This window comes from Neobacillus sp. NPDC093182 (assembly GCF_044754045.1).
In genome coordinates this window covers 63,712-88,940 of the sequence record NZ_JBIVOI010000011.1, presented here as the reverse complement: position 1 = coordinate 88,940, position 25,229 = coordinate 63,712, and the positions used below count along the sequence as shown (strand labels likewise).

Sequence of the window (25,229 nt, the reverse complement as noted above, 5' to 3'; positions counted from 1 at the left end):
CTTGCCTTTTTGCGGAATAAAATGCCAAAGTAAAAGGAATGGTAAGGATAAGACTTTTAATGAGGTATAACAAATGTCCATCTATGATGTCCGATATTAATATTTCAGATACAGGTTTAGTGGAATGAAAAAGGCATTCCTAGGATGGAATGCCTGAGTTAGTTCTATACTGTCTGTGCGGTTTTATTACGCATTGCCTGCGGGATATAAACGCAGAATGGTTCACTTTCCATATAGTCACCGGTTACTGCATAGGTTCTAGAACGAGAACCGCCGCAAATTTTGTTAAATTCACAGACTCCGCATTTGCCTTTATAGTTATCGGGCTGTCTAAGGTCTTTAAATACCTTTGCTTCACGATAAATTTCCGCAAGTGGTGTGTCTCGGATATTACCGCCAACAATAGGAAGCAAGCCGCTCGGCATTACATCACCAATATGGTTAACGAATACAAAGCCATTTCCGTCATTTACACCCTTCGGTGCACGTTTTAATCCATCGTGCATCGAAGCAAAATCCGTTGTGATCGAATCTTCGTAGCGGATGTCACCTTTTTCGATTAGATGGTCACGTGCTTTTTCCTGTAAAACGACACGGCGATAATGCTGAGCAGCGGTCGTTTTAATATCATACGGAGCCGTTTTACTTAACTGGTACAACCAGCGGAAAACTTTTTCATGCTCTACAGGTGTAATACACGCATCCATTTGACCGCGTCCTGTTGGAACGAGTAAGAAAATGTACCACATGACTGCACCAAGTTCTTCGACAAGCTTAGACATTTGTTCAAGATGGTCATAATTGTAACGAGAGATAACCGTATTGATTTGTAAAGGCATTCCCAATTCATTTAAATACTTAATTTTTTCAATCGTTAGATCGAAGGAACCTGGCACACCACGGAATTTGTCGTGAATCTCTGCAGTCGGTGCGTCAAGACTTAAGCCCCAGCGTGAAAGACCAACTTCCTTTGCACGCTGCATTTTTTTCTTTGTAACATTCGGAGTCGCACTAGGAGTCATACTAACGCGCATCCCTTTTTTAACTGCATAGTCTGCAAGTTCAAAAAGGTCTTCCCGCATCATACAATCTCCGCCTGAGAATACAAGCATCGGATTATCCATTTCATAGATTTGATCAATTAAGTTCATTCCCTCTTCATGCGTTAATTCACGAGGATCTGGAGAAAGCTGTGCATCAGCGCGGCAGTGAACACATTTTAGCTGGCATGCCCGTGTTACTTCCCAAATAACAATAAACGGGTTAACGTCATAATTAATTTTTTTCATTCCATGCGGATGTCCCATTCCATGTGGATGTCCATTACTTATTCCTTGCATACTTATCACCAAGATTCATAATATTTTTTAAATCAAATAAAAATCATAAAAAATGTTTCTATAGGTTTATTATAAATTTGACTTTGGGTTGTGCATGCAAAGGATTGTTACAATATTTCATAAGGTTTGTTACGATATTTCTACATTTCTATTTCAAAAAAGTACCATACTACTAATATGGTTCATGTTGTTACTAGATAAAGTGAAGGAAAAACCTTGGTGTATAAGGGCTGAAAGCATTTCTAAGGTTTGTTACTTGAGGGCTTTCATTTCCTTAGCAGGGATATACTTCCTATATATCCATATGTTGAGGATATAAATAAATAGGTTCTCTCCTTTATGATAGTTTTATCAACGAATAGAGGAGTGCAACCATGAAAAAACAATTACTGACAGTCGCGGCAGCTGCCGGCATTTTGTTTACAACTTTTGGTGGAACTGTAAGTGCACATGAGAATGTCTATACAGTTAAATCAGGGGACACACTTTGGAGAATCTCGCAAAATAATATTGTATCAGTTGCAAATTTAAAAGCATGGAATAATCTTTCTAGTGATAGTATCTATTTAAATCAAAAACTATCATTATTGGCACCTCACTCACATGTTGCCACTTACACTGTTCAAAAAGGGGATACACTATGGGGGATTTCCTCGCGTCATAATCTAACTGTTGCACAGCTAAAATCTCTTAATAACATGACCAGTGATACCATTTATGTTGGACAAGTCCTTACTGTTTCTGGTACGGCTGCAACTCCGACTCCAGCACCAATTTCTACTGTTTCAAAAGCGCAAATGGTGATTACAGAAGCGAAGAAATATATCGGCACTCCTTACCTATGGGGTGGAAATACTCCAGCTGGTTTTGATTGCAGCGGCTTCTCAAAATACGTTTTTGAAAAAGTAGGAATCTCACTTCCGCGAACAGCAGCAACACAATTTTCAGGCTTAAAAGCTGTTAGCAGTCCAAGCCCTGGTGACCTAGTGTTCTTTACCACTTATGCACCTGGTCCATCTCATCTGGGAATTTATATCGGCGATAACAAATTCATCCATGCCGGTACATCAACAGGCGTAACCATTACCGATATGAATAATCCATATTGGAAACCTAGATACATTGGTGCTAGAACAGCATTTTAATAGCACAAACAAAGACCTTTATCAAAACGATAAAGGTCTTTGTTTTTTCAAAAAATCAGAAAATATATGGTTTATGAAAGGGGCATTTACCTTTATACTTAAATATGTAGAGTAACTTAGATTAGGAGAAATCAATGTTTAAAAGAATCCTAAGCATAACATTATTATTGATCGTCATTGCCATTGGCTTTTTACAAAAAGATGAATTACTTACATTAATCAAGGAAGACGGAATCCTTTCTATATTCATCAGCATGTTGTTTGTAGCCATATGTGTCTTTTTTCCTATCATTCCTTTCCCTGTCCTGGCTGGCGTCATCGGCGGTGTTTTTGGAACGACTCAAGGAGTAATCGTTTCCTTGACGGGAGCCATGGCTGGAACAATGGCTTTCTTCTTTTTAAGCAGGTACGGTTTCCGGGATTATGCACAATCTAGGCTAATGAACTATCCGAAAGTCCGGGAATACGAAGGGTTTCTTAATCGGAATTCGTTTATTGCCATCTTAACCTGCCGTTTGATTCCCATTATCCCAGCACCTGTTGTCAACATCATCTGCGGTTTAAGCAAGGTGAATTGGTTCACGTTTTTTACTTCCTCCACGATTGGGAAAATCCCAAACATCCTGATCTTGTCCTATGCAGGTGCTTCATTTAGCAGCAATAAGTTATTTTCTTTTGGTTTATATGGCGGCTATATTCTCATTATATTCCTTATTAATTTTGTGATCATGTATCGTAAAATGGCCAAGGGATCTGTGGATTAAACAATATATTTTACTGGAAGCTCTTTTTCTTCAATCGTAATGACTTCTTTAAAGAAGCTTTTTAAAATAAACCATCGTGCTGGATACGTATTAATAAAATCTTCCATTACAAAAGGAGAGTACTGGATTAAACAATCTAGATAATTTCTATGCTTTTTTAGATCATATAATAATGCATGCGGAATCGTGTAGTGATCATAAATTTGGTAAGGGTTTAACTTCACGACTTCGATTTTATGTTGTTGAAGGTAGGGTAAGATGGATTGTTCTTGAAGTTTAAAGCTTTCTTCCTTCGACAGCCCATTTAAACTGATCCTATCATTAATAAAGTAGATTCCCTTCATACCATGACACCTCTTTCTTCTCGTGTTTGGTATTGTTATTGACAGGGTTGGAAGGAAGTATACTTCAGTAACAATAAGATAGTAGTTTATTCCTAATTTAAGGAAGGTGTTGGAACATGTCTAGTTGGGAAAAGGATGGTTTTACGCTAAGTACAGATAAGCAATATCTTGATACCGATGTAATTCACCATTTTTTGAGTGTTGATTCTTACTGGGCCAAAGGTATTACAATGGAAAAAGTAAAGAAAGCGATTGAGAATTCCTCTATTTGCTTTGGAATGTACGAGGGAGACCCTGCAAAAGGGGAGGCAAAGCAAATTGGTTTTGTCCGGGCGGTAACGGATTTTGTACGATTTGCTTGGATTATGGATGTATTTGTCCTTCCAGAATATAGAGGAAGAGGCTTATCGAAATGGATGATCGAAACGATGGTGGAACAATCCGAACTTAAAGATGTTCGGAAAATGATGTTATGTACCTACGACGCACATGGTCTATATGAACAATACGGTTTTCAAACACTCGATGACCCCGAAATTTTTATGCAAAGAAAAATATAGGATATCGTCAAAAAGGCTGTCTGCTTATGAGCAGGCAGCCAGTATTATTATATATAGGGAGAGACAAGATGATTAGTGCTGCAATTCATGGATTTATTTTAGCCTTTGGGCTGATTTTACCTTTAGGGGTACAAAATGTTTTTGTATTTAATCAGGGAGCCTTACATCCGAAATGGTCAAAGGCATTACCAGTGGTGTTAACAGCTGCACTTTGTGATACACTCTTAATTTCGTTGGCAGTTTTAGGAATTTCCGCTGTTGTGTTAGAAATCAGCTTTTTAAAAATAGCGTTGAGTGTGATTGGGATTGCTTTTTTACTATATATGGGCTATGTAACCTGGAAAAGTAAACCTAGTACAGAGGCCGATAGTGCTCAATTATTTTCGGCGCGAAAACAAATTACCTTTGCTGCGTCTGTTTCATTGCTAAATCCTCATGCCATTATGGATACGATTGGTGTAATCGGAACTAGTTCATTAACCTACACAGGAATAGAAAAGGCAATTTTTACGATTGTCTGTATTTTCGTTTCTTGGTTATGGTTTTTTGGATTATCTATCGTTGGGAGATTGGCAGGCAGACTTGATCAAAGTGGCAAATTCATTCACACGTTAAACAAAATATCTGCAGTAATCATGTGGGGAACAGCGGTGTACCTGGTGTTTTCGTTATAAAAAGTGTACCCGGCCATTTGCCGGGTATTGGAAAAGAATCTATAAAATAAAAGGGGGGAGGATTGGTTCGGTGTTACTGAACCTATTACTATAATAGGGGACAAATATGAACAAACTATGAATGAATAATTAATAGATTGGTAAATCTGTGGAGGAGAGAAAAATGAAGGATTTCCATTGCTGTGCCACCTGCATGCACTTTAAGGCTGAAAGAAAATCAGATTCAATGGTTTATTACTGCAGTCGTTTAGGCTATGAAACCAAAACCAATTATAAATTTAACTGCTGGACTCCAAAAAAGAGCATAATAGAGTTAATGGAGAAATTGAAAAAGAGTTGAAAAAGGAGTTTTGCGAAATGGCAAACACACATGTATTCTCACGTAAAGAGGAGGCTGCGAATTCGATTACGCACGGGATTGGTGCCATGCTTAGTATAGCTGCTTTGGTCATTTTAATCGTTTTTTCCTCCCTGTATGGAACAGCATGGCATATTGTAAGCTTTACACTCTATGGCGCCTCTATGTTCATTTTGTATATGTCCTCTACATTGGTACATAGTTTTCCAGAAGGTAAAGCCAAAGACATATTTGAAATCTTTGACCATTCCTCTATCTACTTTTTTATTGCAGGAACCTATACACCATTCTTGCTCGTTGTGATTAGAGGTCCTTTAGGCTGGTCCTTGTTTGGGGTAGTTTGGGGACTGGCGATTGCTGGTACCATTTTTAAATGTTTTTTTGCGAAAAAATATTTATTTACCTCGACGATTCTCTATGTGGTGATGGGCTGGATGATGGTGTTTGCATGGAATCCTTTAGCAGCTAAGCTTCCTTCTGAAGGGATGACCTATTTAATGATTGGCGGTCTCCTTTACACATTTGGGGCAATTTTTTATGTATGGCGCGGGTTTCGCTATCACCACGCAATCTGGCATTTATTCGTCATCGCAGGAACAGTGCTTCACTTTTTCTGCGTCTTGTTTTATGTATTACCAATTAAATAGTGTGAGCCCAAAAAGGCGTCTGGCTAAAGTACCAGACGCCTTTTTCTAATTAATTTTTCTTCATGGCAAAGTAGGTATCCATCACTCTTCGCCCGATAAGAAAGTTTGCTCCATTATCGGTTGTTCCTTGGTAGGCCCACGGGACAATCACGGCCATTGCCACTTCAGGGTTGGTACTTGGTGCGTAAGTAACTAAGCTTAAATTCATTACCGGAGGCGGCTCCTTGCCGAATTTAGCGCGTTCTGGTCCATCGTAAAATGCTTCAGCCGTTCCAGTTTTCCCAGCGGGAGAGTAGGCAGCACCGGCAAACCGTTTAAATGCGGTTCCTCCTGGCTCCTGGAATACTTTTTTGAAGCCTAATTGGACCCGGTCCATCCAGCCAGGTTCGGCATCAATCGTATTGAGGACAGTCGGTTTAATTTCTTGAAAAACAGGACCGATTTCGTCTGTATTATTATCAATAGGCTCCCGAATTTCCTTTACAATATGCGGTTTCATCCTTTTACCGCCATTTGCAATCGTTGAGATATATTGTGCTAACTGCATAGGAGAATACGTGTCATATTGTCCAATAACTAAGTCCATTATATGACCAGGGAGCCGGCTTGGCCCCTTTAGTCCACTAGATTCATTTGGTAAATCAATACCTGTTCTAGAACCAAGTCCAAAGCTTGCAAAAGAATTTCGTATGATTTCAACCGTATTTGGATCAAGACTTAAAGGCTGCTCATATTGGTAATTCCCTTTACCAATTCTAATGGCAGTATGGAACATATAAACGTTTGATGATAATTTTAACGCATCGACATCATTCAGCGTCCCTAAATAGGAATAGGACTTTTTCAGTGGAGTGTCCTTGATTTTAATACCTGTGTCATTAATACGAGTTCCTGGTTTAATAACACCTGTCTTAAAACCTGTTAAAACCGTAGCACCTTTGACAGCAGAACCTACATTATAGGTAGTGGTAATGGTGCCTAATGCGTCGTCCTGCATTTCTAATTGTCCGGTCTCTGGATTCTTAACGATTCTTTTTCCTGCCATCGTTAAAACAGCCCCATTATTCGGATCCATTAATACGACATAGGCACGGTCCAAAAGAGAGGTATTAGGCGTTTTTTTCAGTCCCCAAAGCTCTTCTTCAATGATTTTTTCTACCGCTCTTTGTAAATCCATGTCAACGGTCAGGACGAGGTCCTTTCCTCTTTTCCCATCCGTAACCACTTCGGTTTCAATGACATTCCCTTGCTTATCTGTTATCGTTTTAACCTTTGATTTGTGTCCATGGAGGACATCTTCGTATTGCAGTTCGAGCTGGCTTTTTCCAACTCTGTCATTCCGGTTGTACCCTAATGATAAAAAATGATCCAGCCGGTCCGCAGGCAGACCTTCCTCGGTTTTCGTGACGTTCCCCAGGATTGATTTCAATGTTTGATCAAAGGCATAGGACCGATCCCAGTCTGTCGTAGTGTCAACTCCTGGAAGAGATTGGAGATTTTCACTGACAATTGCAAATTCTTCAGGTGTGACATCTTCATTTTTGACGATTTGAGGGGTGAATTTATAACCGCTTGAAAATTCGAGATAGATAGACCAGATTTCTAACTCTTCTGGGGTTAACGTACTTAATTCTTCCTCGGTAATTCGTTCGATCTTTAATTTATATAAATCATTATCTTTTAATTTTTTTTCTTTAAATAAATCTACTTCTTTTTTGGTGATTTTTGCATCCGCTTTTTCCGGATTATTAAGAATCCAAAGATCCTTTTTTTCTCGCAGCGTCATCTTATCATGATTCTTAACAATTAATTTTGCTAATTTTTCAGCCGTATCCAGCATCTCTTTCTGGCTGGCTCCCATATTTGTGTATGTAATTGCTCGTTTTGGAACATTGTCAACGATGACTCGGTAATTACTATCAAACATTTTTCCCCGGGGTACCGGGTTATTGATCGTAATATCTTCTTTTCGCTCTAACTCTCGTTTAAAATTTTCTCCGTACACAATTTGAACAAATCCTAGGCGCAAAATGAGGATGGAAAATAACAAAAATACACTGAAAAATAGCAGATTGAGGCGGATTGGAAAATGAGATTTCTTCTTTTTCTTTTTCTCCAAGTTTTTTCACATCCCTTGATACTTTTTGGTTAGTATGTCCTCATAAGAGAATTGGTAATTATTTATTATTTTACGTTTACATTTGAAGAAATGTAAAGTATTTCCTCTTCAATTGTAACCTTTGCGTAAATTTTTCGTTCTATATAGATGTTACCATTTGTTAGTGGACTTGAAATTTTAGCCATATTCGAATTCATCATTTATAATGATATGGCAATCCTCACAAATAGAGAATTTTAGGAGGTTACATATTGGAAAAAGTAGTGGATCAAACGTTACAGGCTGCTTTAGAAAAATTTCATGCTTCAGATCAGAAAATCACTCATTTTTCTAGTATCATTGGTCTGACTGATTGGGACTCAAAAGTGATGGCACCGAAAAAAGGCAGAAATGTGTTTGCCAAAGCAACTGGAACATTAAGGACGGAAGTGTTTAAGCTCCAAGTATCGGAGGAAATGGGAGACTTGCTGGCAGTATTAACTTCAGCAGAAAACTCAGAAGTTTTGGATCAAGTTACCAAAGCAAAGGTAAGAGAGTACAATGAGTTTTATCAAAAATCAAAGAGTATTCCAGCTGACCTTTTTCAGGAGTATTCCATTTTAACGGCCCAGGCAAATGATGCATGGGAAGAAGCTAGGGAGAAAAATGAGTTTGCTATTTTCCTGCCATACCTAGAAAAAATCGTAGATTACAAGAGAAAGTTTGCTAAAGATTACGGCTATGAAGATCATCCATATGACGCTTTATTAGATGAATTTGAACCAGGTTTAACGGTAAAAAGGTTAGATCCTTTATTTGCAAAACTTAGAGAATCCAGTGTGGATCTTTTAGAACGGATTAATAAGTCAGGAAACACTACACCAGATGAAGTTTTTGAACAGTCATTTGCAATTGATAAGCAAAAAGAATTTAATCGTTTTATTCTTCCAATCATTGGGTTTGATATGGATGCAGGCAGACTTGATGAAACCGTGCACCCATTTGCACAAACTGTTACGATTGGCGATGTGCGTTTAACTACTCGTTATTTAGAAAAAAATGTCCGTTCTGCACTATTTGGTACGATTCATGAAGCAGGCCACGGTATTTATGAGCAGCATGTAAATCCAGCGTATGAAGAAAGTGTCCTGCAAAGCGGTGCTTCATTTGGTATCCATGAATCACAATCAAGATTTTTAGAAAATATGGTTGGGCGCAGTAAGGAATTTTGGAATTATTTTTACCCGCATCTTGTTAAATATTTTCCAGATCAGCTAAAAAATGTTTCACTTGATGACTTTTACAGAGCAGTTAATAGTGTAAAGCCATCCTTTATTCGTGTCGAAGCGGATGAATTAACGTATAATCTTCACATTATGCTTCGTTATGAAATTGAAAAAGCCTTAATTGGAGGAGAAGTTGAAGCGAAGGATTTACCTGCTGTATGGAACCAAAAAATGCAGGATTACCTAGGGATCACACCAAGTACTGACAGTGAGGGTGTACTTCAAGATGTCCATTGGTCATTTGGCGGGATTGGTTATTTCCCTTCCTATTCATTAGGGAATCTCTATGCAGCTCAAATCCTTCGTACGATTCAAAAGGAGTTCCCAGATTTCTATGCCCATATTGAAAATGGCCGTTTCGAGGTTATTCAAGAATGGCTGCGTGAAAATATCCATCAATATGGAAAACTGTATACGCCGAATGAGTTAATTGTAAAAGTAACAGGTGAAGAGTTAAATGCCGATTACCTTGTGGCGTACCTTGAGAAGAAATATTCTGAGGTTTATGGTTTATAGAAAAATTTGTTATTGACCATCTAGTGGATATATCATATAGTATAAGTAATAAAATATTTCCTTTTTAAAGGGGAGTAGCTGGACAATAAAGTCGTCATTCCGAGAAGTAATTTTCTCCGGCTTTATTGGCAACGTGACGTTGTTAGCAAGACCTTTACTGCAAAAACGGTAAAGGTCTTTTTGTGTTTATTGAGGCCTTTACCGTTGGAAAAAGTTCCACTTTTTCCTTGGTAAAGGCTTTTTTATTGCAGCAAAGGGATATTTTAGAAAAAAACTTACTTTTTTAGGAGGACTTATTAATGGACTTTTCTCTTTTGCTGGAATATGGATGGGTATTGTTGGTGTTAGTGGCACTGGAAGGATTATTAGCAGCAGATAATGCCTTGGTGCTTGCTATCATGGTAAAGCATTTACCAGAAGAAGATCGTAAGAAAGCATTGTTTTATGGGTTAGCGGGAGCGTTTGTATTTCGATTTGCTTCTTTGTTTATTATTTCTTTCCTTGTGGATGTATGGCAGGTTCAAGCAATCGGCGCACTTTATCTTTTGTTTATGGCAGTTAATCATATTGTCCGAAAAATCGCTGTTAAAGGAAAATCGGAGGGTACCCAAGAAGAAAAGGCTGTTAAGAAAAGTGGATTTTGGTCAACTGTTTTTAAGGTTGAATTAGCGGACATTGCCTTTGCAGTAGACTCCATTTTGGCAGCTGTCGCACTTGCGGTCGTACTTCCAGACACACCGCTTCCTAATATCGGCGGTTTAGACGGTGGTAAATTCTTAGTTATTTTTGCCGGCGGAATTATCGGTCTTGTGATCATGCGTTTTGCAGCAAATCAATTTGTAAAACTATTAGAAAGAAGGCCTGGTCTTGAAATAGCAGCTTTTGGTATCGTTGGCTGGGTAGGTGTTAAGTTAGCAGTATACACACTTTCACATCCATCGCTTGCCGTTTTAAGTGAAGATTTTGCCCATTCTACAGAATGGAAATTAACGTTTTATGCCGTGTTAGTGGGAATTGCGGCCGCTGGCTGGTTCTTTTCAAAGGATCAGGTCGCAGAGAAAGCAAAATTAGATACAAAAGCCTCATAATTTACTCCCTTTAAAGGAAAACTTAGAAGAATAAGATTCGAAAGAAAGCTGCATTCAAATCGATTGCAGCTTTTTTTCAGTAAGGCTGTGTTAAAGCTAATTGTTGATTTTGCACCCTGTAGCGGTAATCAACAGGTAAATTTAACACAGCCCTCAGTAAAAAAAGCTGATTATGGGTATGAATAATGTATACATATATTTTTATGGAGGTGTAAGCCTTACACCATGTAAGGTAAGCCATTGACAATCATAAATCTTCTATTAATTGCATTATTAATTGCGTTAACTGGATATTTCGTTGCGACTGAATTTGCTATCGTGAAGGTACGGGGATCCAGAATTGAACAATTAATCGCAGAAGGTAAAAAAGGGGCTGAAGCGGCTAAACATGTCACAACTCACCTCGATGAATATTTATCAGCCTGTCAGCTTGGAATAACGGTTACAGCTTTAGGTCTTGGCTGGCTGGGTGAACCAACCGTTGAAAGCCTATTGTTTCCACTATTTAAACGGATGGAGTTAAATGAGGCAATATCCCATGTTTTATCATTTGGTTTGGCATTTGCTTCTGTTACGTTTTTACATGTCGTGATAGGGGAGCTTGCTCCTAAAACAGTCGCTATTCAAAGAGCAGAACAAATTACACTTTGGACGTCTAAGCCATTGATATGGTTTTATAAAATCATGTATCCATTTATTTGGGTATTAAATAATTCCGCACGTGTCTTGGTGGGCTGGTTTGGGTTCAAATCCGTTTCTGAAAATGAATTAGGACTTTCAGAGGAAGAATTGCGAATACTATTGTCAGAAAGCTATGAAAGCGGAGAAATCAACAAAAGCGAACTAGAGTACGTGAACAATATTTTTGAATTTGATGAAAGAATTGCCAAAGAGATCATGGTTCCAAGAACAGAAATGGTTACCTTGAATATGAATGACAGTATTGAGACGGTTAGAGAAGTTATAAAAAGAGAAAAATATACACGATACCCGGTCGTGGTAGATGGAGATAAGGATCATATATTAGGACTCATAAATATTAAAGAAATATTAACGGAAGAGATTAAAAGGGAAGAAATCCTGAAGGAAAGCACCTTGCAGCAAATGTTAAAACCTGTAATTCGCGTCATTGAATCGATTCCTATTCATGATTTGCTGGTTAAAATGCAAAAGGAACGATCCCATATGGCCATTCTGCTTGATGAATATGGCGGGACTTCTGGATTGGTAACTGTTGAGGATATATTAGAGGAAATCGTTGGTGAAATCCGTGATGAATACGATACCGATGAAGTTGCGGAAATTCGAAAAATTAATCCGGATCACTATCTATTCAATGCCAAAGTATTAGTGAGTGAAGTAAATGACATCTTAGGAACAAATTTATCGGTTGAGGAAGTGGATACGATTGGCGGCTGGTTCCTGACTCGTAACTTTGATGCAAAAAAGGGCGACCAGATTGAAGAAGAAGGAATCATTTTCACTGTAAAAGAAATTCAAGGACATCATATTCTATTAATAGAAGCAAAAAAAGTCTTTACTGCAGAAGAAAAAACATAAACAAGCAATTCCGCCTTAACGGTGGGGATTGCTTGTTTTTTATAATGTCAAGAATAATGGGTTATTTTTATAAAAAAAGTTTGACAATTTTGTGAACACGGTCAATAATTAATATATAGAAAGGGGATATGTTGTTATGAGAAGTAGAGAGAAATTCCTTAATGCTGTGACATATGTCGGCCTAACGGTTTTAACCATTGGAGTTTTGGCTTTTATTGTTGGAATGCTTGTAAACGGTTACAACGTTTTGGTTCCGATTGGAATTGGGACATCAGTAGGTGCGGTATTTATTTTTCTGATCGGTGTGTTCTTAGTGGTTACAGATGAGATGTTAGAAAAATCATATATAGGGACGAAAGTAGTTCCAATTAAATCAAAAAAAGGAGCACCTATTCAATAGGTACTCCTTTATTCATTACATATCCCAAATCATCGCGAGTAACGTTCCAAACACTGTTACGAGTGCAATGATCAAACCGTAAAATACATTTGTGTAGATGGCGCCTTTATCCTTTGTTTCTCCGGCATGCATAAAGACAACTAACTGGAGTCCCGCTTGGATGAATGCTGTGACAAGAAGGATTGTCATCCCTGCTGCAAACGACATATCAAGGAAATAAACGGCTAATGCCACGGTTGTCAGGAGTAAAGAGAATACAAAACCAAGTACTTGTTTCATCGGGAATAATTGGCTCATATTACATCATTCCTTTCAGGTAGATGAAGCTGAAAATGAAAATCCAGACGACATCTAGGAAATGCCAATAAAGTGAGAAGATAAATGCTTTATTGGTTGTTTGTGGAGTTAATCCACGTTTTCTAATCTGTAGAATAATGAACAATCCCCAGAAAAATCCTAGTGTAACGTGTGCTCCATGTGTTCCAAGGGTGGTTAAGAGAGCAGCTGTAAATGCACTCGTTTGTAAACCTGCACCTTCATGTACATACGTAGCAAACTCAAATATCTCCACTCCTAAAAAGGCAAGACCGAGAAGAAGTGTGATGGAGAAGAAGGTAATCATCGCTTTTTGTTTCCCAATACGCATCGCATGAATCCCAAGTCCAACAGTAAAACTACTCGTTAACAGTAAGATTGTTTCAAATAGAACTGGAGTGATTTGGAAGATCTCAGGACCAGTTGGTCCGCTGCCAGTTCTATTTTCTAAAGTGAAATAGGTTGCAAACAGGGTAGCGAAAAGCATAATCTCGGCCCCGAGGAAGATCCAAAATCCTAAGATTTTTAAACTGTTTTCTTCGGTACTATATTCTAATGGAAGCGAGTTATCTATTTTCATTTTTTAAGCACCTCGCAAATTTGTTTCTGTTTCTTCAATTTCTTTAACAGAGATATATCGGCCATGGTCTTGTTCAAATGACCTCAGCGCCATACATCCGAAAATTCCTAGAGTAGTCACGATGACAGGAATCCACAAGCTGAAAATAAACGAGAATCCCCAAACAAAGAAAATACAGCTCATGATAAATGGAATACCGCTATTATTTGGCATGTGAATTTTCTCATATTCGCCTTTAAATAATACATGGCCATTTTTCTTCGCGTCCCATAACGCCTCATTAGAACGTACATCTGGTAAAATCGCAAAATTATATTCTGGTACTGGTGTATGTGTAGACCACTCGAGCGTGCGGGCATCCCAAGGGTCATTACTGATATCTCTTGATTCATATCGAGTACTATAGTAGATATTGTAGACGATTAACACAAAACCAATCGCCATAATTGCTGCTCCGACGAATGAAATCATATTCATTAAGCCAAATCCAGCAGCTTCAGAGTATGTGTACATACGGCGTGCCTGACCATCTAATCCTGAAACATACATAGGCATGAAGGCTAAGATGAAGCCGATTGAAAGCAGCCATGCTGTCCATTTACCAATTTTCTCATTTAACATGAAACCAAACATTTTTGGCCAATAATAGTGCAGCCCTGCCAGCATTGCATAAACAACACCAGGAATAATAACGTTGTGGAAGTGAGCAACTAAGAACATTGTATTATGATATTGATAGTCTGCAGCAGACATCGCTAGCATAACCCCGGTAACTCCGCCGAGTGTAAATAACGGAATGAAGAGTATGCTATAAAGCATTGGTGTAGTAAAAACAATTTTTCCTTTTCTAAGCGTGAAGAGCCAGTTAAAGATCTTTACACCAGTAGGAACAGCAATTGCCATGGTTGTAATCGAGAAAATACTATTTGTTAATGCACCTTGCCCCATGGTAAAGAAATGGTGCGCCCAAACTAAGAATGATAGTAACGAGATAATAACCATTGAGCCGACCATAGATTTATAACCATATAGGTTACGACGTGCAAAGGTTGAGATAACTTCACTATAAATACCGAAAGCCGGCAGGATTAAGATATATACTTCAGGGTGTCCCCAAACCCAGAAAATGTTCGCCCAAAGCATATCCATACCGCCATTATCCATAGTAAAGAAATGTGTTCCAAATTGACGATCCAGCGTTCCCATTGCAAGTAAAACGGCTAAAACTGGAAATGCGAATACGATGATGACGTTGGCAATTAAAGCAGACCAAGTAAACATTGGCATTTTCATTAATGTCATACCAGGTGCTCTCATTTTGAGAATGGTAGTAATAAAGTTAATACCGGTCATTAATGTACCAATACCAGCAATCTGAATCGCAATCATATAATAATTGGTACCGACAGATGTACTGAATTCGTTACCTGCAAGCGGGAAGTAAGAGGTCCAGCCTGCGTCAGGTGAGCCGCCGACAACGAATGAAATGTTGAATAACATCGCACCCATAAAGAATAACCAAAAGCTTAATGCGTTCAAACGTGGGAAGGCCACATCGCGTGCTCCAATTTGTAGTGGAACAACAAAGTTCATAAAGAACATGATGAATGGCATTGCCATAAAGAGAATCATTACGATCCCGTGTGTAGTGAAAATTTCATTGTAGTGCTGAGCGTCGAGCAGTGTATTTTCAGGTACTGCCAGCTGAGCACGCATCATGATGGCGTCAACTCCGCCTCGGAATAGCATAAGGAGGGCAGAGAGCAGATACATAATACCAATTCGTTTGTGGTCAACAGTTGTCAGCCACTCACGCCATAGGTAGCCCCATTTTTTAAAATAAGTTAATCCGGCAATAACGGCGATTATTGTAAGTCCGATGGCAGCCATCGAAGCATAAATCGCAAGACTTGGATGTGGAACGGCAAATCGATCAAAGAAATCCATTTATTATATCTCCTTTCAAGGGAAGATTACTTTTAATATTAATGACTCATACCTTCATGTCCGGTATGGGATTCTGTGTGAGTTTCTGTTTCAGGTGTTTCTTCGCTATGATCATGGCCAGCTGGCGGCGGTGAAAACTCTAGGTGAGTCCCAGTGTATGTTTGCTGCCCTAGATGACCTGGTTCTAATAATTCTTCGAATTTTTCCTCTGTAATCGGTTTTGCAGTTTCTTTTACTTCTTTTACCCAGTCATCAAAATCCTCTTGAGACATGGCTGTTACATTGAAGGTATTTTCAGCAAATCCTTTACCCGAGAAGTTTGCATTTCGCCCCATGAATTCACCAGGGACATCTGCGGCTAAATGTAAAGTTGTTACATGGTCACCCATTGCATATTTTTGTCCCCCAAGTTGTGGAATCCAAAAACTAGTAATGGGTCCATATGAATATAGTTTAAATTCCAGTGGTCGGTCTGTTGGGATATATAAGTAATTTACTGTTTCAATGCCTTCTTCTGGGTAACTAAAGTGCCACTTCCAGTTCGAGGATGAAGCATAAACGACCAATGGTTCCTTATCTTCGTATCCTTTTGGTTTTGCCTCAACAATATAGTTACTTTGAACGGATACATAAGATAGGAAAGCAACGATTAATACTGGAATACCTACCATAATGACCTCAACCCAAAGGTTTCCTTCAATATGAGGTGGTTCATAATCTGCTTTTTGTTTAGAAGCACGATATTTCACTAACATATAGACTAACAATGCAAAAACAACAATGACAATAAAAGCCATAACCCCTATCGATAATAGGATGTCGCTTGCCTGTCTTTCTGCTTGAGGTCCTTTAGGATCCAAGACAAGTAATGGCTCACAACCAGATAATATCGTGATGATTGTAAAGAACACTGTAAAGAAAGCCATTTTAATACCCTTTTTGTGCATTTTTTATAACTCCTCTCATTAATAATCACTGTGGTTATTCGTGAATTCATTCACAAACTTGTTTTCGGATTTATCAAAAATTATTACTACCTAATAATAACTATATAATTAGTGTTATTATCCCGTACCACAATATTAACAACAAAGGTGTGATGTTTATATACGTTTTTTGAAGAATTTGTGACAAATTTGTTAAGGTTTTAAATTCCAATATAAAATGGCCTGGAAGTTGCAATAATAAAATAATTGTCTATTTTTGCAAATTAATGGGATAATGAATATGTATACCAATGGAATAGGAGAGACAAACATGAAAGTCAAAATTAATCGCCATGCAGCGAAAGCTTTGAAAAAAATGCTAGAAGGTCCAGAAGCAGAAGGGAAATTGTTCCGTGTGTATGTAACCAATATGCATGGCGACCATGCCCATTATGATTTAATGCTGGATACTCCAACAGAGCATGATGAAGTGGTAAAAACAGATAAGGACATAGATATCATTCTAGATACTCGTGAGGAATATCTTGATGGTGTATGGATTCAACTGTTTCATGTTCCAAAGGAAGAATGGCTGATTACCAACCCATCAAAGGGCGGCCATCACCACCATCATTAATAAAATATAGAATAAAATGAATTCCACCTGAAGTTATTCTAGGTGGTTTTTTGATTGTAATTTTCTAAATATTTTCATATAATCCAAGTACTTACATAAAAAGGAGATCTGCGATGATTCGACGTTTCTTTTCCTATTACAAACCGCATAAAAAGCTTTTTATTCTAGATTTTAGCAGTGCAGTCGTTGTAGCGGTTTTAGAGTTAGCCTTTCCACTTGCAGTATCATGGTTTATTGATGAACTGCTACCCGGAGGAGAGTGGCAAACCATTGTAACTGTCAGTATAGCGCTGCTAACGGTTTATATCCTTAGTACCTTCTTGCAGTTTGTTGTGAACTACTGGGGTCACAAGCTTGGTATTAATATTGAAACAGATATGAGACAAGAACTTTTTGAGCATGTACAAAAACAGTCGTTCCGCTTTTTCGATAATACCAAGACCGGGCATATTATGAGCAGGATTACCAATGACCTTTTTGACCTGGGTGAACTTGCACACCATGGACCTGAGGATGTTTTCATTGCGGTAATGACGTTTATCGGTGCATTCTGGATTATGCTGACGATCAATGTGCAACTAGCACTTGTTGCTGTTTTGATTTTACCGTTATTGGCATTATTAGTTGTAGTCTGTAATCTAAAGATGAATAAAGCCTGGAGTCATATGTACACAAGCATTGCAGATGTAAATGCTAGAGTGGAAGATAGTGTTTCAGGAAGCCGTGTGGTTCAATCATTTACAAATGAAGATTTTGAGATTGCAAGATTTCGAAAAAATAATCATAAATATCGAAATGCAAAACTAGTTGGATATCGCGTGATGTCTTTCAGTCTATCGGGTATTTATATGATGACAAGACTTATTACGATAATTGTACTTGTTTATGGTGCTTGGCTTAGCTTCACAGGTCAGCTTACTTACGGGGAACTTGTCGGATTTGTTCTTTATGTAAATGTTCTATTTAAACCTATCGATAAAATTAGCGCTATCATGGAATTGTATCCAAAAGGCATGGCAGGATTTAAACGTTTTACGGAGATTATTGATTCTGAGCCAGAAGTTAAAGATACGGAAGATGCGATTGAAGTAGCTGCACTTAGCGGGGATATAGCCTTTAAAGATGTTACTTTCAGCTATGATAAGCAAAAATCAGTGCTTGAAAATATAAACTTGGACATTCGTGCAGGCGAAACGATTGCGTTTGTCGGACCATCAGGGGCAGGTAAAACCACCATTTGTTCATTAATTCCGAGGTTTTATGATGTCAGCAAGGGCAGCATTATGATTGATGGATTCGATATTCGTAACATCACAAAAAAATCACTGCGCTCTCAAATCGGTATTGTTCAACAAGATGTCTTTCTTTTTACAGGGACCATCAGAGAAAATATTGCATACGGAAAGAGAAATGCTACAGATGATGAAATAATTGATGCTGCAAAACGTGCTCATCTTGAAAAATTTATTCAATCACTGCCTGATGGATATGATACAGAAATCGGAGAACGCGGATTAAAGCTATCCGGCGGTCAAAAACAAAGACTTGCCATTGCAAGGATGTTTTTGAAGAATCCTCCTATTTTAATCCTCGATGAAGCAACTTCAGCACTAGATACTGAAACAGAAATGGTAATTCAAGAAGCATTGAATGAACTTGCTAAAAATAGAACAACCTTGATTATTGCACATAGACTTGCAACGATTCGGAATGCTGACCGGATCATTGTCGTGACCGAAGATGGTATTGCTGAGGAAGGCGGTCATGACGAGTTAATACAACAAGGCGGTATTTTTGCAAGCCTTCACCGGGTACAATATCAGCAGTAACTGTGAGAAAGCCTTACGATAATTCGTAGGGGTTTTTTGTTAAAAATGAACGATATTTTGAGGATAAATGAATATGGTGTACTCTAATAATATGGTTTTAAAGGAGTTGATTACATATGGAAAATTTCAAAAGTGATAATGGGATAAAATTAATCGCTCTTGATATGGACGGGACTCTGTTGAATGATCAACATGAGATATCAGAAGCAAACCGTCAGGCGATTACGGAAGCTCAGGAAAAAGGAATTTATGTGGTCCTTAGTACTGGACGCTCACTTAGAAAATGTGAAAAGCATGCAGATTCTTTAGCATTATCATCGTATTTGGTGACGGTAAATGGCAGTGAAATTTGGGATGAGAAAAGAGGGCTGGTGGAAAGAAATCTAGTCCAGTCTGAATCCATTCAATGGATGACAGAGCTTACCAAAAAGCATAAGGTCCGTTATTGGGCCATCAGTACGAGTCGAAACTGGTTTGATGAAATGCCAGAGGACATTCATGGAGAGGAATGGCTGAAATTTGGATTTAACATTAAAGATGTCCCTACCAGAGACAAAATTTTAAAAGAGCTGCAGGCCCGTGGGGAGTTTGAATTAAGCAACTCCACTCCAACAAATATAGAAGTAAACCCAGCTGGGATTAATAAAGCGAAAGGACTGAAATTAGTCTGTGAACGTATTGGAATAGATATGAAAAATGTCATGGCTGTAGGCGACAGTCTTAATGATTTGGCAATGATAAAAGAAGCCGGATTAGGCATTGCAATGGGAAATGCTCAGGATACCGTAAAAAAGGCGGCAGCTTGGGTTACATCTTCAAATAATGAAGATGGTGTTGCTATAGCAATTCAGAAATGGGTGCTGTAATAGTATCTTTCACGAACTATTAACATTATTCAGATGGAAATATATTTTTTTTGAAATAAAATTGATTAAAGTGTGAAATACTTTATATACAAGAGGAAATTGTTTAAAAATAATTTCTCTTGGTTATAATAATCGGGCAAGACTATATTGCAATTTCATGTAATTGTTACATGCTAGGAGGAGCTACAAAAATGGAACAAGGTAAAGTAAAATGGTTTAACGGTGAAAAAGGCTTTGGATTTATTGAGCGTGATGGCGGAGACGATGTTTTCGTTCATTTCTCAGCTATTCAAGGTGAAGGTTACAAAACCTTAGATGAAGGTCAAGAAGTGACGTTTGAAATCGAAAATGGACAACGTGGTCCACAAGCGGTTAACGTTCGTAAAGCATAATAAACCTTCTAAATAAAACAGACTCCAATTGTGAGTCTGTTTTTTATTTTATTTTTCTGTAAGAGTTCATAAAAAAAACTCCACAATAAGTGGAGTTCAATATGTGATAAGTAAAATGGTTATTTATAGTATAGGGTTAATTAAGAAAATTCATACCTAGGGCAGTTCATGTTACCCGTTAGGAGGACGTTGAATTTACTATTTCCTGCACTCTGCCAACTTGACCATCCATTAACCTTACCTTTATTCCATGAGGATGAAAGCTTGAGTTTGTTAAAATATCCTTCACTACACCACTTGTAAGTTTTCCAGTTCTTTGATCAGCCTTAAGTACAATTTTAACCTGAGTACCGGCAGTGATGTCTTTTCTATTTTGCCCGTTCATTAAACACCCATTTTCCTGCGGGTATTACTTACTTTTTTCGTCTGCTGGCTTTTCATTTTTTGGCTATTTTGAAGACCGCCCTGGGTGTTATTCGCTGCTGCAGCTTTGTTCTTCTTATTCGCTAACTGCTGCTTCATCGCTTCCTGCAAACTCATTTTCTTTTTTGGTTCTTCATTTTGGTTTGTTTGATTGTTTTCTGACATTAGGAAATCCTCCTGAAAAAATGTACTTTCATACCCTCAGTATAATCTATTTACACTAAAATTAACAATTTCGTCTTTTAATTTTAATACCACCTTTTAAATGTATGGCGGAAAACTAACTTATTTGATTATATTTAATATTATTTTATAATTATTTTAATTTAGTATTGATTTTAATAAAATTTTCATTATAATTTTGTTGAGTAGTAATTAAATAGTTTATGAGGTGATTAAATGAGTAACGAGAAAAAACATATTACAACAAGCTACGGAGCACCAGTAGGAGATAATCAAAATTCGATGACTGCCGGCTCCCGTGGACCAACATTTATCCAGGATGTGCATTTACTAGAGAAATTAGCACACTTCAACCGCGAGCGAGTGCCTGAGAGGGTTGTTCATGCAAAAGGTACTGGGGCACATGGATATTTTGAAGTCACCAATGATATGTCAAAATATACAAAAGCAAAATTATTTAATGGTGTTGGCAAAACCACACCAATGTTTATTCGATTCTCAACTGTAGCAGGTGAGTTAGGCTCAGCTGATACTGTGAGAGATCCACGCGGTTTTGCTGTTAAGTTTTATACAGAAGAAGGAAATTATGATTTAGTAGGAAACAATACTCCTATTTTCTTTATCAGAGACGCGATTAAATTTCCAGACTTTATCCATACACAAAAAAGAGACCCGCGCACTCATTTGAAAAATCCAAATGCGGTTTGGGATTTCTGGTCATTATCACCAGAATCATTACACCAAGTAACATACTTGATGGGTGATCGTGGTATTCCTGCAACACTTCGTCATATGAATGGATATGGAAGCCATACTTTCAAATGGGTAAATGCAGAAGGCGAAGCTGTCTGGGTGAAATATCACTTTAAAACTGAGCAAGGTGTTAAGAATATGACAAATGACGTTGCTGCAAAGCTTGCTGGTGAAAATCCCGATTATCATACAGAAGATTTATTTAATGCGATTGAACAGGGCGACTTCCCTAAATGGACGTTATATGTTCAAATCATGTCTTTAGAAGACGCTGATACTTATCGTTTTGATCCATTTGATGTAACCAAAGTATGGTCACATAAGGATTACCCATTAATGGAAGTGGGACAAATGGTATTAAACCGTAATCCAGAAAATTACTTTGCAGAAGTAGAGCAGGCTGCGTTCTCACCTGGAACGCTGGTGCCTGGTATTGAGCCTTCACCAGATAAAATGCTGCAGGGCCGCTTATTTGCTTATTCCGATGCGCATCGCTATCGTGTAGGAGCCAATCACAACCTGCTTCCTATTAATCGTCCAAATGTTGAAGTAAATAACTATCAGCGTGATGGTCAAATGCGCTTTGACAATAATGGCGGCGGTTCGGTTTACTATGAACCTAACAGCTTTGGAGGTCCAACAGAATCACCGGCTGCGAAAACGACTGCATTCCCAGTTTCTGGTGTTGCGGAAAGTGTTTCATACGACCACAACGATCATTACACACAAGCTGGGGACCTGTATCGCTTAATGTCCAAGGAAGAGCGTGCTCGTCTCATTGAAACGATTGTAGGTGCCATGAAGCCTGTTGAGAGAGATGATATTAAACTTCGTCAAATTCAACACTTCTATAAGGCAGATCCAGAGTATGGTGAAAGAGTAGCAAAGGGTTTAGGCCTGGCGATTCCACAAGAAGTGCAATAAATAGGAAAAACAAAAAAGACTGGTCAAGATGACAGTCTTTTTGTTTTTTTTTTGAATTAATTATGAAAAAATCGTAACTTTCGACAATTTTTGCGAATTTCCCGTATTAAACTAATTCTTGCAGAAGTGAAAGGGAGATAAATGAATGAATAACAAAACAGCGATTATAACCGGTACATCCAGCGGATTTGGATTGAGTACCTCTGTTGAATTAGCACGAAAGGGTTTTACCGTTATTGCTGCTATGAGGAACAGCCGTAAAAGCAGCAGCCTGTTGGAAGAGGCAAGAAAGCATGGAGCAGCATCCCGAATCATTGTTTTTGAATTAGATGTTACGGATGAAAAATCAATCCTAGCATTCCAAACGCGAGTACTCAATGAGGTTGGGAAAATAGATGTTTTGATTAATAATGCTGGTTATGCCGGTGCTGGCTTTGTTGAAGAAATTTCGATGGATGAGTACCGAAAACAATTTGAAACAAATGTCTTTGGGGTTATTGCCGTCACCAAGGCCTTTTTACCTGTGATGAGGAAACAAAAGTATGGATGTATTATTAATGTTAGCAGCATTAGCGGTAAGGTAGCTTTCCCTGGACTTTCACCCTATATTGCCTCAAAGCATGCTATTGAGGGCTGGAGTGAGAGTCTTCGTTTAGAAATGCAGCCATTTGGAGTGAAGGTGGTTTTAATTGAACCTGGTTCCTATAAAACAAATATTTGGTCGAGTGGTAAACAGGTTGCAGTTAAATCATTGCAGACCGATTCACCTTATCAAGATTATATGCAAAGCATAGAAAGATATATTGCAGAAGGCGAAAACAGCTTTGGCGACCCTCTTGATGTTGCAAGAAAAATAACTGAAATTGCCATAATGGAAAACCCTGATATAAGGTATCCCATTGGCCGTGGTGTGAAAACTTCTATACTTTTGAAGAATTTATTACCATGGAGACTGTGGGAAAAAATTATCATAAGTAAACTGTTCCAAAAATAATATGATTAAGTCAGCGTCAAATTTAAAGTATTCACGATGTTGTCGTTTTTAGGAAGGAATTTCAGGGATACAGTGAGAATAATAGATATATGAACAACTTTAGAGGAGGGATATGTTTGGATATCCAAGTGCTTGAAAAAGAAGAAATGAAGGTAGTTGGAATTTCGTGGAGCGGTACCTATTCACAACTGAATACCATTCCCGAATTATTTAATGTGATGAAAGAGCGGATTGATGAGGTACCTAATCAAACGAATACTTCTATCTTCATTGCTCCCTTTCATAGCAGAGAAACGGAATTGACCTATTATGTAACAACACCAGTGGAAAAGCTGGAAAATGTCCCTGAGGGTATGGTAGGGTTCACAATTCCTCGTAAAAATTATGTTTGTACTTCGCATAAAGGGAGTCTAGAAGAAGTAGAAAATACATATAAGCAGACGTTGGTATGGATGCAGGAGTATGGTTATGATTTGGATAACAATGCCCTGAGTTTAGAAGTGTTTAAACAAATAGATCTTGATAACGATGGAAATATTCAATTTGAACTTTATCTGCCTGTAAAAACGTATGGAAGCGATTATTAAATTGGATGTGAAGGAGAAGATTTTGACTTCTGCTTCTTTTCTTTAGCAATTGTCACAACTATTAGGTATACTAGTAGTAATCATATAGTTGAATAATTCCTTCGGGGTCAGGTGAAATTCCTAACCGGCGGTGATGAAGCGCAGCTTCTTAGTCCGTGACCCGTTTAACAAAATGTTAAGCGGTGGATCTGGTGAAACTCCAGAGCCGACAGTTAAAGTCTGGATGGGAGAAGGAAAAAATCCGGTTTAGCCAAGGGAGCAGTCTACCCTTTTTTAAGCCCTATTTTCTCATTGCCTTTTCCAAGGACCCTGAAGTGTTTCATATCTTCAGGGTCCTTTTTTCTTCTTTTATGATCGTAAGCCAGGAAAAAAATTTGCATGAACTTGCAAAAGATAGGGAGGGAGAACAAAAGCTATGTTTACCGGCATTATTGAAGAATTAGGAGTAGTAGCGAATATCAAGCGAAGCGGAGAATCCTTTGTTCTAACAATTGACGCGAAAAAAATTCTCAAGGATGTTCATCTTGGCGACAGTATCTCGGTAAACGGTGTTTGTCTTACCGTCACTAGCTTTACTAGCAGCCAGTTTACGGTAGATGTGATGCCTGAAACCGTGAAAGCATCGAGTTTACAATCTTTGAAACGTGGTGCCAAAGTGAATCTCGAAAGAGCCATGGCAGCAGGGGGTCGATTTGGAGGTCATTTCGTTTCAGGTCATATTGATGGTACTGGGGTAATTAAAAGTAAAAAACAGGTGGAAAATGCTGTTTATTACGAAATTGAGGCCTCACCGGAAATATTAAGGTATGTAATTGAAAGAGGTTCGATTGCTGTCGACGGGACAAGCCTTACAGTATTTGGAGTCACAGACGAAACATTTACTTTATCACTCATTCCCCATACTTTATCTGAAAGTATTATCGGTCTTAAGGAGTCCGGAGATATTGTCAATTTAGAATGCGATATGATTGGTAAGTATGTGGGGCATTTTTTAACGAGAGGACAAAATACGGGTAACAAAAAAAGTTCATCCGGTATTAGTGCCAGCTTTTTAGAAGAGCATGGATTTGCTTAAGTACATAGAAAGGAGAGA

Annotated in this window: 27 protein-coding genes and 1 riboswitch; of the genes, 18 read left to right on the top strand and 9 right to left on the bottom strand. The window is 38.2% G+C overall.

Annotated elements, in window-relative coordinates; genetic code table 11:
• Window positions 1–164: 164 nt before the first annotated feature.
• Entirely contained in the window at window positions 165–1,340 is a 1,176-nt protein-coding gene (locus ACIQAA_RS19890) for a TIGR04053 family radical SAM/SPASM domain-containing protein (protein ID WP_402622639.1), read from the bottom strand.
• A gap of 374 nt (window positions 1,341–1,714) precedes the next feature.
• Here ACIQAA_RS19890 and ACIQAA_RS19885 point away from each other — a divergent pair, with 374 nt between their 5' ends.
• Together ACIQAA_RS19885 and ACIQAA_RS19880 are read left to right on the top strand one after the other, a co-directional pair.
• The gene (locus tag ACIQAA_RS19885; RefSeq protein WP_402622636.1) at window positions 1,715–2,485 is read left to right on the top strand and encodes a C40 family peptidase; all 771 of its coding nucleotides are present in this window, start codon (window positions 1,715–1,717) and stop codon (window positions 2,483–2,485) included.
• Window positions 2,486–2,619: 134 nt separating this feature from the next.
• Window positions 2,620–3,249, top strand: a complete 630-nt coding sequence (locus tag ACIQAA_RS19880) for a TVP38/TMEM64 family protein (RefSeq protein ID WP_402622633.1) — start codon at window positions 2,620–2,622, stop codon at window positions 3,247–3,249.
• Here ACIQAA_RS19880 and ACIQAA_RS19875 read toward each other — a convergent pair.
• The gene (locus tag ACIQAA_RS19875) at window positions 3,246–3,593 is read right to left on the bottom strand and encodes a hypothetical protein (RefSeq protein ID WP_402622631.1); all 348 of its coding nucleotides are present in this window, start codon (window positions 3,591–3,593) and stop codon (window positions 3,246–3,248) included. The two genes, ACIQAA_RS19880 and ACIQAA_RS19875, sit on opposite strands and share 4 nt — an antisense overlap.
• Before the next feature lie 116 nt (window positions 3,594–3,709).
• Here ACIQAA_RS19875 and ACIQAA_RS19870 point away from each other — a divergent pair, with 116 nt between their 5' ends.
• From ACIQAA_RS19870 to trhA, 4 genes are all read left to right on the top strand, one after another.
• A complete protein-coding gene (locus ACIQAA_RS19870) occupies window positions 3,710–4,153 on the top strand; it encodes a GNAT family N-acetyltransferase (protein ID WP_402622629.1) in 444 nt (147 codons plus the stop codon).
• A gap of 68 nt (window positions 4,154–4,221) precedes the next feature.
• Window positions 4,222–4,827 (top strand): LysE/ArgO family amino acid transporter, encoded by a 606-nt coding sequence (locus tag ACIQAA_RS19865; RefSeq protein WP_402622627.1) that lies wholly within the window; start codon window positions 4,222–4,224, stop codon window positions 4,825–4,827.
• Between the two features lie 163 nt (window positions 4,828–4,990).
• Entirely contained in the window at window positions 4,991–5,167 is a 177-nt protein-coding gene (locus tag ACIQAA_RS19860; RefSeq protein WP_402622624.1) for a hypothetical protein, read from the top strand.
• A gap of 17 nt (window positions 5,168–5,184) precedes the next feature.
• Window positions 5,185–5,832: a PAQR family membrane homeostasis protein TrhA gene (gene trhA, locus ACIQAA_RS19855; protein WP_402622622.1), complete on the top strand. Its 648-nt coding sequence runs from the start codon at window positions 5,185–5,187 to the stop codon at window positions 5,830–5,832.
• Between the two features lie 49 nt (window positions 5,833–5,881).
• Here trhA and ACIQAA_RS19850 read toward each other — a convergent pair whose 3' ends face one another.
• The gene (locus ACIQAA_RS19850; protein WP_402622619.1) at window positions 5,882–7,951 is read right to left on the bottom strand and encodes a peptidoglycan D,D-transpeptidase FtsI family protein; all 2,070 of its coding nucleotides are present in this window, start codon (window positions 7,949–7,951) and stop codon (window positions 5,882–5,884) included.
• Between the two features lie 251 nt (window positions 7,952–8,202).
• On the opposite strand from ACIQAA_RS19850, the gene ACIQAA_RS19845 reads away from it, so the two are divergent.
• The 4 genes from ACIQAA_RS19845 (at window position 8,203) to ACIQAA_RS19830 (ending at window position 12,780) form a co-directional block, all read left to right on the top strand.
• A complete protein-coding gene (locus ACIQAA_RS19845) occupies window positions 8,203–9,732 on the top strand; it encodes a carboxypeptidase M32 (protein WP_402622617.1) in 1,530 nt (509 codons plus the stop codon).
• A 299-nt stretch (window positions 9,733–10,031) separates the two neighbouring features.
• Complete coding sequence (locus ACIQAA_RS19840; protein WP_402622614.1) at window positions 10,032–10,820, top strand: TerC family protein; 789 nt, start codon at window positions 10,032–10,034, stop codon at window positions 10,818–10,820.
• A gap of 240 nt (window positions 10,821–11,060) precedes the next feature.
• Entirely contained in the window at window positions 11,061–12,380 is a 1,320-nt protein-coding gene (locus tag ACIQAA_RS19835) for a hemolysin family protein (protein WP_402622612.1), read from the top strand.
• Between the two features lie 136 nt (window positions 12,381–12,516).
• Entirely contained in the window at window positions 12,517–12,780 is a 264-nt protein-coding gene (locus ACIQAA_RS19830; protein WP_402622610.1) for a hypothetical protein, read from the top strand.
• 15 nt (window positions 12,781–12,795) lie between these two features.
• On the opposite strand, the gene qoxD is transcribed toward ACIQAA_RS19830, so the two are convergent.
• The 4 genes from qoxD to qoxA are packed head-to-tail and all read right to left on the bottom strand — an operon-like array spanning window position 12,796 to window position 16,569.
• Window positions 12,796–13,077: a cytochrome aa3 quinol oxidase subunit IV gene (gene qoxD, locus ACIQAA_RS19825; RefSeq protein ID WP_179158659.1), complete on the bottom strand. Its 282-nt coding sequence runs from the start codon at window positions 13,075–13,077 to the stop codon at window positions 12,796–12,798.
• Window position 13,078: 1 nt separating this feature from the next.
• A complete protein-coding gene (qoxC, locus tag ACIQAA_RS19820) occupies window positions 13,079–13,675 on the bottom strand; it encodes a cytochrome aa3 quinol oxidase subunit III (protein ID WP_402622607.1) in 597 nt (198 codons plus the stop codon).
• Window positions 13,676–13,678: 3 nt separating this feature from the next.
• Window positions 13,679–15,622, bottom strand: coding sequence for a cytochrome aa3 quinol oxidase subunit I (qoxB, locus tag ACIQAA_RS19815; RefSeq protein ID WP_402622604.1), 1,944 nt, complete (start codon window positions 15,620–15,622; stop codon window positions 13,679–13,681).
• 38 nt (window positions 15,623–15,660) lie between these two features.
• Window positions 15,661–16,569, bottom strand: a complete 909-nt coding sequence (gene qoxA / locus ACIQAA_RS19810) for a cytochrome aa3 quinol oxidase subunit II (RefSeq protein ID WP_402622602.1) — start codon at window positions 16,567–16,569, stop codon at window positions 15,661–15,663.
• A 310-nt stretch (window positions 16,570–16,879) separates the two neighbouring features.
• Between qoxA and ACIQAA_RS19805 the strand changes: the two genes are divergently transcribed.
• From ACIQAA_RS19805 to ACIQAA_RS19790, 4 genes are all read left to right on the top strand, one after another.
• Window positions 16,880–17,185 (top strand): iron-sulfur cluster assembly accessory protein, encoded by a 306-nt coding sequence (locus ACIQAA_RS19805; RefSeq protein ID WP_402622601.1) that lies wholly within the window; start codon window positions 16,880–16,882, stop codon window positions 17,183–17,185.
• A 113-nt stretch (window positions 17,186–17,298) separates the two neighbouring features.
• Complete coding sequence (locus tag ACIQAA_RS19800; RefSeq protein ID WP_402622599.1) at window positions 17,299–19,014, top strand: ABC transporter ATP-binding protein; 1,716 nt, start codon at window positions 17,299–17,301, stop codon at window positions 19,012–19,014.
• A 116-nt stretch (window positions 19,015–19,130) separates the two neighbouring features.
• Complete coding sequence (locus ACIQAA_RS19795; RefSeq protein WP_402622596.1) at window positions 19,131–19,880, top strand: Cof-type HAD-IIB family hydrolase; 750 nt, start codon at window positions 19,131–19,133, stop codon at window positions 19,878–19,880.
• A gap of 191 nt (window positions 19,881–20,071) precedes the next feature.
• Window positions 20,072–20,272, top strand: coding sequence for a cold-shock protein (locus ACIQAA_RS19790; protein WP_335462561.1), 201 nt, complete (start codon window positions 20,072–20,074; stop codon window positions 20,270–20,272).
• A 178-nt stretch (window positions 20,273–20,450) separates the two neighbouring features.
• On the opposite strand, the gene ACIQAA_RS19785 is transcribed toward ACIQAA_RS19790, so the two are convergent.
• Both ACIQAA_RS19785 and ACIQAA_RS19780 read right to left on the bottom strand, forming a co-directional pair.
• Complete coding sequence (locus ACIQAA_RS19785; RefSeq protein ID WP_402622593.1) at window positions 20,451–20,657, bottom strand: YwbE family protein; 207 nt, start codon at window positions 20,655–20,657, stop codon at window positions 20,451–20,453.
• Complete coding sequence (locus tag ACIQAA_RS19780; protein WP_283865056.1) at window positions 20,657–20,860, bottom strand: hypothetical protein; 204 nt, start codon at window positions 20,858–20,860, stop codon at window positions 20,657–20,659. The genes ACIQAA_RS19785 and ACIQAA_RS19780 overlap by 1 nt, the downstream gene beginning before the upstream one ends.
• Window positions 20,861–21,094: 234 nt before the next feature.
• Between ACIQAA_RS19780 and katA the strand changes: the two genes are divergently transcribed.
• The 4 genes from katA to ribE all read left to right on the top strand — a co-directional run bounded on the left by katA (window position 21,095) and on the right by ribE (window position 25,211).
• Window positions 21,095–22,555: a catalase KatA gene (katA, locus tag ACIQAA_RS19775; RefSeq protein ID WP_402622590.1), complete on the top strand. Its 1,461-nt coding sequence runs from the start codon at window positions 21,095–21,097 to the stop codon at window positions 22,553–22,555.
• Window positions 22,556–22,700: 145 nt separating this feature from the next.
• Window positions 22,701–23,549, top strand: coding sequence for an oxidoreductase (locus ACIQAA_RS19770; RefSeq protein WP_402622587.1), 849 nt, complete (start codon window positions 22,701–22,703; stop codon window positions 23,547–23,549).
• Window positions 23,550–23,665: 116 nt separating this feature from the next.
• Window positions 23,666–24,136 carry a GyrI-like domain-containing protein gene (locus ACIQAA_RS19765; protein WP_402622584.1) on the top strand — a complete coding sequence of 157 codons (471 nt, stop codon included), beginning with the start codon at window positions 23,666–23,668 and terminating at the stop codon, window positions 24,134–24,136.
• 93 nt (window positions 24,137–24,229) lie between these two features.
• Window positions 24,230–24,375: riboswitch (FMN riboswitch) on the top strand.
• A 176-nt stretch (window positions 24,376–24,551) separates the two neighbouring features.
• A complete protein-coding gene (ribE, locus tag ACIQAA_RS19760; RefSeq protein WP_402622581.1) occupies window positions 24,552–25,211 on the top strand; it encodes a riboflavin synthase in 660 nt (219 codons plus the stop codon).
• Window positions 25,212–25,229 lie beyond the last annotated feature (18 nt).

What these genes read in the sequence shown, in the direction of transcription:
- qoxC (WP_402622607.1), bottom strand. Translation starts at nt 13,675, where the DNA reads ATGAAAATAGATAACTCGCTTCCATTAGAATATAGTACCGAAGAAAAC.
- ACIQAA_RS19860 (WP_402622624.1), top strand. Translation starts at nt 4,991, where the DNA reads ATGAAGGATTTCCATTGCTGTGCCACCTGCATGCACTTTAAGGCTGAA.
- katA (WP_402622590.1), top strand. Translation starts at nt 21,095, where the DNA reads ATGAGTAACGAGAAAAAACATATTACAACAAGCTACGGAGCACCAGTA.
- ACIQAA_RS19770 (WP_402622587.1), top strand. Translation starts at nt 22,701, where the DNA reads ATGAATAACAAAACAGCGATTATAACCGGTACATCCAGCGGATTTGGA.
- ACIQAA_RS19870 (WP_402622629.1), top strand. Translation starts at nt 3,710, where the DNA reads ATGTCTAGTTGGGAAAAGGATGGTTTTACGCTAAGTACAGATAAGCAA.
- ACIQAA_RS19795 (WP_402622596.1), top strand. Translation starts at nt 19,131, where the DNA reads ATGGAAAATTTCAAAAGTGATAATGGGATAAAATTAATCGCTCTTGAT.
- ACIQAA_RS19875 (WP_402622631.1), bottom strand. Translation starts at nt 3,593, where the DNA reads ATGAAGGGAATCTACTTTATTAATGATAGGATCAGTTTAAATGGGCTG.
- ACIQAA_RS19805 (WP_402622601.1), top strand. Translation starts at nt 16,880, where the DNA reads ATGAAAGTCAAAATTAATCGCCATGCAGCGAAAGCTTTGAAAAAAATG.
- ACIQAA_RS19885 (WP_402622636.1), top strand. Translation starts at nt 1,715, where the DNA reads ATGAAAAAACAATTACTGACAGTCGCGGCAGCTGCCGGCATTTTGTTT.
- qoxA (WP_402622602.1), bottom strand. Translation starts at nt 16,569, where the DNA reads ATGCACAAAAAGGGTATTAAAATGGCTTTCTTTACAGTGTTCTTTACA.
- ACIQAA_RS19830 (WP_402622610.1), top strand. Translation starts at nt 12,517, where the DNA reads ATGAGAAGTAGAGAGAAATTCCTTAATGCTGTGACATATGTCGGCCTA.
- trhA (WP_402622622.1), top strand. Translation starts at nt 5,185, where the DNA reads ATGGCAAACACACATGTATTCTCACGTAAAGAGGAGGCTGCGAATTCG.
- ribE (WP_402622581.1), top strand. Translation starts at nt 24,552, where the DNA reads ATGTTTACCGGCATTATTGAAGAATTAGGAGTAGTAGCGAATATCAAG.
- ACIQAA_RS19785 (WP_402622593.1), bottom strand. Translation starts at nt 20,657, where the DNA reads ATGAACGGGCAAAATAGAAAAGACATCACTGCCGGTACTCAGGTTAAA.
- ACIQAA_RS19865 (WP_402622627.1), top strand. Translation starts at nt 4,222, where the DNA reads ATGATTAGTGCTGCAATTCATGGATTTATTTTAGCCTTTGGGCTGATT.
- qoxD (WP_179158659.1), bottom strand. Translation starts at nt 13,077, where the DNA reads ATGAGCCAATTATTCCCGATGAAACAAGTACTTGGTTTTGTATTCTCT.
- ACIQAA_RS19840 (WP_402622614.1), top strand. Translation starts at nt 10,032, where the DNA reads ATGGACTTTTCTCTTTTGCTGGAATATGGATGGGTATTGTTGGTGTTA.
- ACIQAA_RS19790 (WP_335462561.1), top strand. Translation starts at nt 20,072, where the DNA reads ATGGAACAAGGTAAAGTAAAATGGTTTAACGGTGAAAAAGGCTTTGGA.
- ACIQAA_RS19800 (WP_402622599.1), top strand. Translation starts at nt 17,299, where the DNA reads ATGATTCGACGTTTCTTTTCCTATTACAAACCGCATAAAAAGCTTTTT.
- ACIQAA_RS19880 (WP_402622633.1), top strand. Translation starts at nt 2,620, where the DNA reads ATGTTTAAAAGAATCCTAAGCATAACATTATTATTGATCGTCATTGCC.
- qoxB (WP_402622604.1), bottom strand. Translation starts at nt 15,622, where the DNA reads ATGGATTTCTTTGATCGATTTGCCGTTCCACATCCAAGTCTTGCGATT.
- ACIQAA_RS19890 (WP_402622639.1), bottom strand. Translation starts at nt 1,340, where the DNA reads ATGCAAGGAATAAGTAATGGACATCCACATGGAATGGGACATCCGCAT.
- ACIQAA_RS19780 (WP_283865056.1), bottom strand. Translation starts at nt 20,860, where the DNA reads ATGTCAGAAAACAATCAAACAAACCAAAATGAAGAACCAAAAAAGAAA.